The sequence below is a fragment of the Candidatus Cloacimonadota bacterium genome, assembly GCA_012522635.1.
Classification (GTDB): domain Bacteria; phylum Cloacimonadota; class Cloacimonadia; order Cloacimonadales; family Cloacimonadaceae; genus Syntrophosphaera.
Genome location: JAAYKA010000132.1, coordinates 38,273 through 48,379, shown reverse-complemented (window position 1 = coordinate 48,379; position 10,107 = coordinate 38,273). Strand labels below are relative to the sequence as shown.

Below are 10,107 nucleotides of genomic sequence, written 5' to 3'. Positions count from 1 at the left end.
GCCTGTGGGAACACCGGTTTCAACCGGTCGGACCGCCGGATTTATCCGGTGGAAAAAGGTGGCGTGTTTTCCTCTTTGTGCCGAATGAATTCGGCACCTACGACCGGATGAATCCGGTGCTCCGGCACGGGCTGGATTCCTCGTTTCACTCGGAATGACGCGTCTGGCCTGGGTTTGGGTGGTCGTGGGCGGAGTTTGGGTGGTTGAAAGAACATTGTGCCAGATGAATCTGGCACCTACGACCGGATGAATCCGGTGTTCCTCCAAGCTCGGGGTTTGGGTGGTGGTGGGCGGAGTTGGGTGGTCGAAAGGACATTGTGCCGAATGAATTCGGCACCTACGACCGGATGAATCCGGTGTTCCAACTCGCTATTCCGCAGTTAGTTAGCAAGCTATTTGAACTCTAAAACGTTAAAACGATAAAACGATAAAACGCCACATCCTTTTCATCATCATTTTCCTGTGTATTCCCAAGCTATTCAAATGAAATCCGCATCAGGGAAGAAAAATGAGTAAGTAGAGCCAGTTGAGCAAAAAGAGAATGCCGAGGATGAGATAAAGTGTATGGCGTTGTATGCGTGTGGCATGCAGTGTAAGGCGTCTTTTGAAAAGAGCCTGCAGGAAAAACTGGAACAAAACGCCGAGGCTAAAAAGCAGCATGAAGGGGTTGTATTTTAGAGCTTGGAGGGGACGGCCGGAAAAGAGGGTGAAAAAAGCGCGGGAAATGCCGCAACTGGGGCAGTTATAACCGGTGAGAGCCTTGAAGCAGCATAGCTGCAGAGAGCCTTCCAAAAGCAGATGGAGATAGAGATAGCCAGCCAAAAAGGCAGCGTAGAGCAAAATTGGCAGGCTTCCACCCGGAAAACGGGCGGAGCTTTTTTCAACGCGCAGGCGCATCAGGAGAAGGATTTAGAAATCGTAAATATCCGGGACCTGGCCTCCGAAAGTCATTCCCAAAACGAAAACAAAATAGATGATGGAAGGCAGGACAACCAAAACATTCATGATTACGCCAACAATGCCCAAGATTCTGCCAGCCTTGGTGTTTTCGCGTCCGGCTGGGTCCATGAGGCCTTCATCCATTTTTTTGAGGTCTTGGTTTCCGAAAACCCAAGCCAGAATGGAAAAGACGGCACAACTGAAAAGCCCGACGATGCCAAAGATGAGAATCATCATGCCGCGGTGTGGCTCCGGGACCCACTGGGGCGGACCTTGAGAATATGAAAAACCGGAACCTTGCTGATTGTGGGGTTGATTTGTCATATTAAACTCTCTTTGAAAAAGTGGGGGACAGGGAGACGCGCTCCCCGTCCCGTTGGTTAATTCATAGATTTTTTACAGCATGCCACTAATCAGGAAGCAAGCGGCAAAGGCAATAATGGCATAGAGTTCAGGATACACGCCCAGGATGAGGGTGTTTGTGAAGACATTGTTGCCATTACCCATACTTTCGATTCCGTTTGCCACGATACGAGCTTGGAAATAGGCTGAAATCAGGTTTGTGACGCCTGAAATGAGCCCGGCACCGAAGATGGCTGCGGCCGTGAGCATGGTTATCTCGGGTGTGATGTGGTCTTTGAGGATGAAAAAGGCGCCGAATCCATACAAGCCCTGCGTTCCAGGCAGAGCGGACAGAATCATGCTGTTGGCAAAGATATCGTCGCGTTTTTTCATTGCCGCAACCGTGGCGCTGCCACCAATCACGGTTCCCCAGGCGCTTCCCACGCCGGAAAGGGCCACCATCAGGAAAATCCCGAGCCAGGCCAGGATGTAAGCCGGGCTGCCTCCGCCCAAGGCCTTGACAGCGTCAGTTCCGGCTTGTAAGAGAATGTACGGCATATAACCTCCAGGTTATGTCTTTATTTTTGTGTTTCCAAAAGGTTTGTAGGCAACGCCGGGTCCGTTGAAGCCGGCATTTTGGAAAAATTCCACGAAAGTGAGACGCAAGGGATGCACAACACCGCTGAGGGCGCCCAGGGCGAGATTCAGGGAGTGTCCAAACACCATAAAAATGAAGAAGATAAGGGGTCCGAAGATTTTTATCCCCAGGAATTGCTGGCCGATGGAATTGATTACAAAGCCCAGAATGGAACTGGAAACTCCCAGGGCAAAGAGGCGGATGTAGGACAAAATGTCGCCAAAGAATCCAGTGATGACGTTGTAGAGCAGCCAAAGCCCGCTCAACACATTTTTGATGGGGTTTTTGCCGGGAGAATTGAAGAGCATCAGCAATGCCAGGCCAGACCAAAGGAGATATTTGGTGTAGGGCGCCAGGGCGGAAATGTCTGTGCCCAGCAAGCCGGCTCCCAAAATGGTAAGCCCCAGCAGGAATAAAAATGTGCCAAAAGGCGCCACGAAGTGCATAAAACCGCTTTGGCAAGCCTGTTTGACTCCGTTGACGATGGTGCCAAAAAGAATCTGGATGGCGCCTATAAGGAGGGCGATATTGAAAATCTGGTCGTTGTTTTTAATCAGGATATATTTTGACAAGGGGGTTTCCGTGAGGTCGAAGCTCAGCACCGAGCCCATAACCCAACCCATGATAATTGAGGAAATCCCAAACAGCATCACCAGGAACATCATGCTCTTTACGGCGGGGTTTTTGCTTTTTGCGCGCAGGAACAGCGCCAGCAGGACAAAGATGATGCCATAGGCGATGTCCGCGTTGCAAAAACCGAAGAACAGCATGAAGAAGGGCGCGAAGAAGGGGGTGAGGTCGAACTCATTGTAAAATGGTAACATATACATTTTGGTGATGGGCTCGAACTGGCGGGCGAACCAGTTGTTTCTCAGGCTCACGGGCGGGTCGTCCTCAACCTTGGCATCGGTGGCAAAGTAAATCACACCATGGGAATCCAGGAAGCTTTTGAGGTCTGGTTCCAGCCTGAGGGGGATGTAGCCACCCAAAACGCGGATGTTGTCTTCGGCTTCGCTGATTCCCTGCAGAGTGGCGTCCTCATATTCGCATTGGCGGCTGAGGCGCAAAATCTCTTCCTCAAATATCTGGGAGGCATCAGAAGCCACGCCGGAAAAATAGGCATCGATGTCTTCAATCTTTTTGCGGGTGTTCTTGAGTTCGGTTTCCAATTCCCGGATATCGTGGTCTGGGAAATTGAAGGTATCGGCATCCAAAACCGGCTTTTCACCCGTGTGGAAAACCACAAAATAGATGATGCCATTGGTTTCTGCCAACACCTGCAGGGCGAATTCTTCTTTCCATTCGGGTTTGAAATGATTTTTGAGGCAGGTGTGGAAATCAACCTGGATGCCGCCGCGTCTGACCTTTTCGACCATTTCGCGGTCGAAATGACCCCAGGGTTCCAAATCCCGGATTTGTTTGAGCAAGGTATCTTCCTGCCGGGTGAGCAGTTCCTTTTCGTCACGGGCGGAATTTATCTTGTTAAGCAGGTTTGCGGGACTGAGACCGGGGGCAATCTTTTCCTCAGCGGGTTCCAGCTTTCCGATGAAACGCAGAGCCTGGGCATAATCATCAATCAAGTCCAGCTTTTCCGCCAGGGCGGGGGTTTTGTCTTCCGTGTTGCGGGTGAGGTGGAGCACGCCCAGTTTTTGCAGTTCTTTCAGGAAGGCTTCATAATCGGCGTGGTGAAGCACGAAGGTGTATTTACGCATCTTTTCAATCATGCCAAAGCCTCCTCTTCCACGCGGCCTTTCAGAATTTTCTGCGCCGCTTTGGACAGGTTTTCCTCGTCTTCCAAAAAACGTTTGATTTTCAGGATTGCCTCTTCGTAGGCGGGAATTTGCACCTTTTCATAGAGGTTCACTTTTTGGGTGGTTTTTTTGCGAACCTGCTCCAGGATATTCATTTTGCGCAGGAAGAAATCCCGTTCGATTTTGAGCGTGGCGAGGGCTTTAACCAGTTCCATGCCATCCAAAAACCATGTTGGCGCCTGGAAAAGGTCATATTCCTGCAGTTCAAAATCAATCTCGCCCAAAACGGGGACTTGCACTCCCGCGATTTTTTGGGTGTGGATGGTCACGTCGCGGATGGAGAGAAGGCTGGGGTCGAATTCAGCCCAAAGCTTCATAAACTCATCCAGTTGGCGGCTTTCCTCATCCAAACGGGTTTCCAGCTCGCGAGCTTTGTCCCGGGCGCGTTTCACTTCCATGCGCAGCGCCGATTCCTTGTTCTTCAGCGTGGGCAGGGCTTTTTCCCTGATTTGCAGTTGTTTTTCCATCTGCAATTGGGAAATCTTGTTGTATTGGAATTTAAAGCTCATGCCTCTTTCCAGTAAAGTTGCATAAGTTCATCCCTGATGGCAACTTCTTCGGGGGTGAAATATTTATGGAAGAGAGCCCAGGTGGTGTCCAGCATTTGGTCGGTATCGATGTTTACGTCGATGGCAAGAATCTGTTCGGCATATTCACGGGCAAAATCGATGGCGCGCTGGTCGTAATCCGAAAGGTCAAAGCCGTTTTCCATCTTGGTTCTGGCGTTTGAGGCATCCGCGTTGAGGCGGACGGAAGCGCTCATCACGTGGGGATGGTCTTCGCGGGTGCGTTTTCCCATCACTTTGGTTTTGAGGCGGGAAAGGCTGCGGGCGGGGTCGATAATCACTTTGCCGATATCGGTGTCGCGGCGCAGGTAGAGCTGGCCTTCCGTGATGTAGCCTGTGTTGTCTGGGATGGCGTGGGTGATGTCGCCGCCGGAAATGGTGGTGACAGCGATGATGGTGATGGAACCGCCTTCCGGGAACTGCACGGCTTTTTCATAGATTTTGGCAAGGTCGGAATAGAGCGAGCCGGGCATGGAGTCTTTCGAGGGAATTTCATCCATGCGGTTGCTGACGATGGAAAGCGCGTCGCAATATAGGGTTAGGTCGGTCAACAGCACCAGCACCGCCTCGTTTTTTTCGATGGCGAAATATTCTGCCGCGGTGAGAGCCATGTCCGGCACCAGGAGACGCTCCACTGGCGGGTCGTCTGTGGTGTTCACAAAAGAAATAATTTTGTCAATCACACCGGCGTTTTCGAAGGTGTTCTTATAATATAGATAGTCGTCGTTGGAAAGTCCCATGCCGCCGAGGATGATTTTATCCGCTTTGGCACGCAGCGCCACGGTTGCCATCACCTGGTTATAGGGCTGGTCGGGGTCGGCAAAGAAGGGGATTTTCTGGCCGGTGACGAGGGTGTTGTTCAGGTCGATGCCGGCGATGCCAGTGGCGATGAGTTCTGAAGGGTCTTCGCGGCGGACAGGGTTCACGGAGGGTCCGCCAATTTCAACTTCCTTGCCTTCAATCTGGGGTCCGCCATCGATGGGTTCGCCATAGGCGTTAAAGAACCTGCCAGCAAGCTGTTCGCTCACTCTCAGGGAGGGCGGCCGTCCAAAGAAAACCACTTCGGCGTCGGTTCCGATGCCTTCGGTGCCAGAGAAAATCTGCAGGGTGACGGTGTCGCCCATGATTTTCACCACCTGTGCCAGCCTGCCTCCAACGGTGGCAAGTTCTTCATAACCCACGTTGGTGGCTTTCACGGCGCAAGTGGCCTTGGTAATCTGGGTCAGTTTGGTATAAATCTTTTGAAATGCCATGGTGGACATCAGTTTACCCTCCTTTCCTCGACTATTTTGTTGATTTGGTCTTCGTAGGCTTTGAATTCTTCGTTTTCAAAGGGTTGATAGTTCATCTGGGTGAGGGCGTTAATCAGCCGGTTGTAATAGGGTTGCAGTTCTTCGAAGTTGTCGAAGGAAAATTCGGTGTTGCAGAGGTCCAAGACGAAGTTCAACATATAGGCTTGGCGCTTCATGGGACTGGATTTATCCACGACGTCAAAGCCATCCTGAACCAGAATGATGCGGTCCAAAAGCTCGCTTTTCCAAAAACGGCTGTGGTAATCCAGGGGAACGCCGTCGTCGCCCAAAATGTTAATCTGGTCTTTGGCTTCCTTGCCACGCAGGAGGATGTCCTTGGCTTTGGTGACGCTGTCCACCCAGCCGGGGGCGATGTTTTCATCAAGATATTCCCTAACCTCATCATATTCCAGATATTTGGAATAGGAATCGATGGGGTCAACCGCGGGATAGCGTTTGCTGTCCGCTCTGTCTTGAGAAAGAGAATAGAAACAGCGGGCGGCTTTTTTTGTGGATTCCGTGACGGGTTCCTTGAGGTTTCCACCGGCGGGAGAAACAGCCCCAATGAATGTGATGGAGCCGGGGGTGCCGTTATTGAGATACACGTAACCCGCGCGGGAATAGAAGTTTGAGATGATGGCGGGCAGGTCCATGGGATAGGCGTCCGGACCGGGCAGCTCTTCCATCCTGTTGCTCATTTCACGCAGAGCCTGAGCCCAGCGGGAAGTGGAGTCTGCCAAAAGCAAAACTTTGAGCCCCATGCCGCGATAATATTCCGCGATGGACATGGCGGTGTAAACCGAAGCTTCACGCGCTGCCACGGGCATGTTTGAGGTGTTACAAACAATGATGGTGCGTTCCATCAGTTTGCGCCCGGTGCGGGGGTCATCCAATTCGGGAAATTCCGTGAAAAGCTCCACCACCTCGTTGGCGCGTTCGCCGCAGGCAGCAACAATGATGAGGTCTGCCTCTGCGTTTTGAGAAATATTGTGCTGGAGCACTGTTTTTCCCGTTCCAAAAGGTCCGGGAGTGAAACCTGTGCCGCCTTCAGCGATGGGGTTGAGAGTGTCGATGGTGCGGATGCCGGTTTCCATCATTTTGAAGGGACGCGGTTTGGCTTTGTAGGAGCGGATGGGCAGTTTTACCGGCCAATATTGAATCATGTTCAATGCCAATTCCTGGCCTTCGGAGTCGATGACGGTGGCGATGGTGTCTGTGATTTTGTAGGAACCTTTTGCCGCCACGCTTTTCACCTTGAATTTTCCTTCCAAACTGAAGGGAACCATGATTTTATGGTCAATCCAGTTTTCCTGCACGCTGCCAAGCCAATCGCCAGGGATAAGCTCATCTCCGGCTTTCACAAGCGGTTCAAACTCCCAAACGCTGTCTTCATCCAGCGGGTCGGTGTAGTCGCCACGCTCCAGGTAGAGCCCTCTCATTTTGTTGAGGTCGTCCTGGAGGCCGTCGTAGTTTTTGGAAAGCATTCCGGGGCCGAGCTTTACCTCCAGCATGCGCTGGGTAAACTCGACAGGGTCGCCAACTCTCAGGCCACGAGTGCTTTCAAACACCTGGGTGGAGGCGATGTTTCCGGACACTTTAATCACTTCGGCCATCAGTTTGGTGCCCTTTAAATCGATGTAGCAAATCTCGTTTTGGAAAACGGGACCGTCCACCTCGACCTGGACCATGTTGCTGATGATACCTTTAACAGTGCCTTTGGTCATTGTTTAACCTTCTATGTTTTCTATTTTTTTAAATTTTGATTTCAGCTTGAAAACCTCTGGGAAGCTGAAGCTTTTGCCCAGGGTGTCCATCACGCTGTCGAAAGTTTGTTTGCCCTGCTCGGGTTCGAGGAGCAGCCAGCGCTCCAGAATGCGCAACTGCGCGTAATAGCCCAAAACGCGGTCGATGTTGAAATAGTTGAAAAAGTTAAAATCTTCAACCCAGTTCCAGCGGAGAACATCGTAGCCACGTTCGCGCTGGACAACATTGTCTTGGTCCCAGACGCGGAAGATTTTTTCAAACAGCTCGTGAGTTTTTCCCAAGCCAAAATCCGCGGATTTATTTTGGGAAAGATGTTCTGTCAGCTCATCGGAACCAACCAGCCAGCGGGTGAAATCCACTTCAAAGCGTCGTCCGTTGAGGGCGGTGAGGATGTTTTGCAGGTCGCGGTTAAAACTGTACCACTGTTTCAGAAAGCTGTTTTTGTGGCGTCCACAATGTTCGTGGGAAGCTGCCAGAAGGCGGTGACGAAAATCCTGGAAGCCGGGCATTTCCTCGGCGCTGAAAGCTTCCAAAACGATTTGGTGCCAAAAATCCGGCCAGGCTTTGTATTCTTTTTCCAGAGGTTCGCCAGTTCCCGCCGCACGCGCTTTCATGAGGGTCACATAGTTTTTCCAAGAGGTTTGGGTTTCCTCAGGAATGGGGCGTCCATCATTTTCCTTGCCATATATCACACGAGCGAGGTCATCAGCATCGTCTGGCAGGCAAAGCAGCCTCAAAAGCTTGAAGTCTGCCGCGTTGAGCTGTGTTTCAGCCTGTTCGGCAAACTGCCCGGTGGTAATCTGGCTTTTTGTGTCGTCCAGCGACAGGGCGGGCAAGCCTGCCACAAAGTAGTAATATTGCGCGCGCATGGACTTTTACTGTTTGAAAAGGATGCTGTTGCTGCGAGGCCTCAGGTAGGATTTGAAGAGATTGGCAAAATCCTCATCCGTAAAGCTGAGTTTATAGCTGCCATCGGCGGGCGCAATGGAAAAGCCGTTTTTCAGGGTGGGGGAAAATTTTACCTTTAAACCCTGGGCAGCGGCTTGGGGAAGGGCTTGTTTGAGAATGTTTTCCAGCTTTGCTTCCAAGCTTTTGCTCACGGTGACGGTGCCACCGGATTCCTTCCAAGCGGAAACAACTTCCAAAATCAGGGTTTTAACCAGTTCCGGGTCCGAGGCGCCAGCTTTCAGGCCGGAATCAAAAGCTTGGTCCAGCAGAGCTTCGGTGAGCTCCTGCTTCACAGCACTGAGTGTGCTTTGCGCTGCGGCGCGGAGGTCGGATTCGCTGTTTTTTTTCAGGTTTTGGGCTTCCACCTTGGCGCTTTCAATGGTTTTTTCCGCCACTTGTTTGGCGTTGGCGACAATGCCATCGGCATCGTTTTGCGCTTTTGCCAAGATTTCTTCTGCTTCAGCCTTGGCTTTATTCACGCCTTCGTCGTAAACTCTTTGCAACAGGTCGTTTAACTGATCGCTCATTTCTACTCCCATGCGTTTATGTCATTTTATTTCCAAAATCCTATGACGTGATATTTGTCAATGATAAAGTCTCCCCAAAACGGGCATATTCTGCTCAAAAATGAAAAGCAGGGTTCCCAAAGGCTCAAAACGCCGGCTGGAACGTGGTTTTTTCTCTTAAAACAAAATGGGGAAAAGCTTTTTTGCAGGGTTTCCCAAGCAGGAGGGTAAGATTTTTGTGGACATCATTTGTGGGTCTGGATAATTTGTAAAAAATGATACTGGCGAAGGAGAAAGCAATGAAAACAAGGACGATACTTGTTACGATATCAGCGCTGTTGCTGCTGGCAGGTTGTGCCAGTCAAAACCTGAAAATGACGGTTTTACGTCCGGCGGAAGTGAATCTGGGTGAATACCATCAGATTGCCATTGGTGATATTTGGGGTCATCCCTACCAATATGTGCAAGCCCAGGATATTCGCGAAGCCTTCACTGCCAGGCTGGTGCAAAGTGAATATTTTGAATTCGTGCTGGACCGCCAATATCTGGAACGGATTCTGCAGGAACACTATCTGGGCTGGGCTGGATATTTGGATGCCGACACCGCTCCCCAACTGGGAAAAATCATCGGCGCGGGAGCCTTCGTTTTTGGTCGCATCACGCGGGATGAATATAAGGAAGAAATCACCACCCAGAAAGAAACCCAAAAAGACAAGGCCGGCGAAGAACATGAGGTGTTAAAATACACTCGAACCGGAACCCATCATCTGGGCGTGACATTTCAAGTTATCGACATTGAAAGCACCAAGATTATCGCCATGAAGGAATTGCGCACCCAGTTCTCAAGTTCCCGCACATCAGAGGATTCCAGACCGCCCAGTATCGATAAGAGTTTTGTTTACGACATGTGTGTGCAAGACCTTTCCCACCAATTCATCCGCACCCTCGCACCCTATTATGAAACGGTTTCCACTCCTTTTGAAACCGATAAGAAAAACCTGCCCGAGCTTTTAAACGCCTATCGCATGGCGAGTGTGGGAGAATATCAGAGTGCCATCCGGATTCTGCAGGGTGCCACACGCAAAACAGGAGTGCCAGCGGCTTCTCTGGCCAAAGCTCACTACGATTTGGGTCTGTTGCAAATGTATGTGGGCGATTTTAACGCGGCTTTAGACAGTTTTGTGCGGGCGTCGAATTTGGTGCCCAAGAACAGCCGCTATAAAAATGCCATCGTCAAATGTCGGGATGAACGTTCAATGGCAGACCAGGTTCGCCGCCAGATGGAAGGGCCAAATTAACTTT

At 50.9% G+C, this 10,107-nt stretch carries 10 protein-coding genes; 1 reads left to right on the top strand and 9 read right to left on the bottom strand.

Features of this window, described 5'->3' with window-relative positions; genetic code table 11:
• Positions 1-495: 495 nt before the first annotated feature.
• From GX135_07030 to GX135_06990, 9 genes are all read right to left on the bottom strand, one after another.
• On the bottom strand, positions 496-897 hold the full coding sequence (locus tag GX135_07030) for a DUF2752 domain-containing protein (protein NLN85836.1): 402 nt from the start codon (positions 895-897) through the stop codon (positions 496-498).
• Positions 898-909: 12 nt separating this feature from the next.
• Positions 910-1,263 (bottom strand): DUF4190 domain-containing protein, encoded by a 354-nt coding sequence (locus GX135_07025; protein NLN85835.1) that lies wholly within the window; start codon positions 1,261-1,263, stop codon positions 910-912.
• 72 nt (positions 1,264-1,335) lie between these two features.
• Positions 1,336-1,839, bottom strand: coding sequence for a V-type ATP synthase subunit K (locus GX135_07020; protein NLN85834.1), 504 nt, complete (start codon positions 1,837-1,839; stop codon positions 1,336-1,338).
• Between the two features lie 12 nt (positions 1,840-1,851).
• The gene (locus GX135_07015) at positions 1,852-3,642 is read right to left on the bottom strand and encodes a hypothetical protein (protein NLN85833.1); all 1,791 of its coding nucleotides are present in this window, start codon (positions 3,640-3,642) and stop codon (positions 1,852-1,854) included.
• Positions 3,639-4,238, bottom strand: a complete 600-nt coding sequence (locus GX135_07010; GenBank protein NLN85832.1) for a V-type ATP synthase subunit D — start codon at positions 4,236-4,238, stop codon at positions 3,639-3,641. Before GX135_07010 ends, GX135_07015 begins: the two co-directional genes overlap by 4 nt.
• Complete coding sequence (locus GX135_07005; GenBank protein NLN85831.1) at positions 4,235-5,557, bottom strand: V-type ATP synthase subunit B; 1,323 nt, start codon at positions 5,555-5,557, stop codon at positions 4,235-4,237. The genes GX135_07010 and GX135_07005 overlap by 4 nt, the downstream gene beginning before the upstream one ends.
• Complete coding sequence (locus GX135_07000) at positions 5,557-7,311, bottom strand: V-type ATP synthase subunit A (GenBank protein NLN85830.1); 1,755 nt, start codon at positions 7,309-7,311, stop codon at positions 5,557-5,559. The genes GX135_07005 and GX135_07000 overlap by 1 nt, the downstream gene beginning before the upstream one ends.
• A 3-nt stretch (positions 7,312-7,314) precedes the next feature.
• Complete coding sequence (locus GX135_06995; GenBank protein NLN85829.1) at positions 7,315-8,220, bottom strand: DUF2764 family protein; 906 nt, start codon at positions 8,218-8,220, stop codon at positions 7,315-7,317.
• A 6-nt stretch (positions 8,221-8,226) separates the two neighbouring features.
• Positions 8,227-8,826 (bottom strand): hypothetical protein, encoded by a 600-nt coding sequence (locus tag GX135_06990; GenBank protein NLN85828.1) that lies wholly within the window; start codon positions 8,824-8,826, stop codon positions 8,227-8,229.
• Positions 8,827-9,104: 278 nt separating this feature from the next.
• On the opposite strand from GX135_06990, the gene GX135_06985 reads away from it, so the two are divergent.
• A complete protein-coding gene (locus GX135_06985; GenBank protein NLN85827.1) occupies positions 9,105-10,103 on the top strand; it encodes a hypothetical protein in 999 nt (332 codons plus the stop codon).
• The last annotated feature ends 4 nt before the right edge of the window (positions 10,104-10,107 follow it).

Excerpts from the sequence above, each read along its gene's own strand:
- GX135_06985 (NLN85827.1), top strand. The coding sequence starts at position 9,105 with ATGAAAACAAGGACGATACTTGTTACGATATCAGCGCTGTTGCTGCTG.
- GX135_07030 (NLN85836.1), bottom strand. The coding sequence starts at position 897 with ATGCGCCTGCGCGTTGAAAAAAGCTCCGCCCGTTTTCCGGGTGGAAGC.
- GX135_07000 (NLN85830.1), bottom strand. The coding sequence starts at position 7,311 with ATGACCAAAGGCACTGTTAAAGGTATCATCAGCAACATGGTCCAGGTC.
- GX135_07005 (NLN85831.1), bottom strand. The coding sequence starts at position 5,557 with ATGTCCACCATGGCATTTCAAAAGATTTATACCAAACTGACCCAGATT.
- GX135_07010 (NLN85832.1), bottom strand. The coding sequence starts at position 4,238 with ATGAGCTTTAAATTCCAATACAACAAGATTTCCCAATTGCAGATGGAA.
- GX135_07020 (NLN85834.1), bottom strand. The coding sequence starts at position 1,839 with ATGCCGTACATTCTCTTACAAGCCGGAACTGACGCTGTCAAGGCCTTG.
- GX135_06990 (NLN85828.1), bottom strand. The coding sequence starts at position 8,826 with ATGAGCGATCAGTTAAACGACCTGTTGCAAAGAGTTTACGACGAAGGC.
- GX135_06995 (NLN85829.1), bottom strand. The coding sequence starts at position 8,220 with ATGCGCGCGCAATATTACTACTTTGTGGCAGGCTTGCCCGCCCTGTCG.
- GX135_07025 (NLN85835.1), bottom strand. The coding sequence starts at position 1,263 with ATGACAAATCAACCCCACAATCAGCAAGGTTCCGGTTTTTCATATTCT.
- GX135_07015 (NLN85833.1), bottom strand. The coding sequence starts at position 3,642 with ATGATTGAAAAGATGCGTAAATACACCTTCGTGCTTCACCACGCCGAT.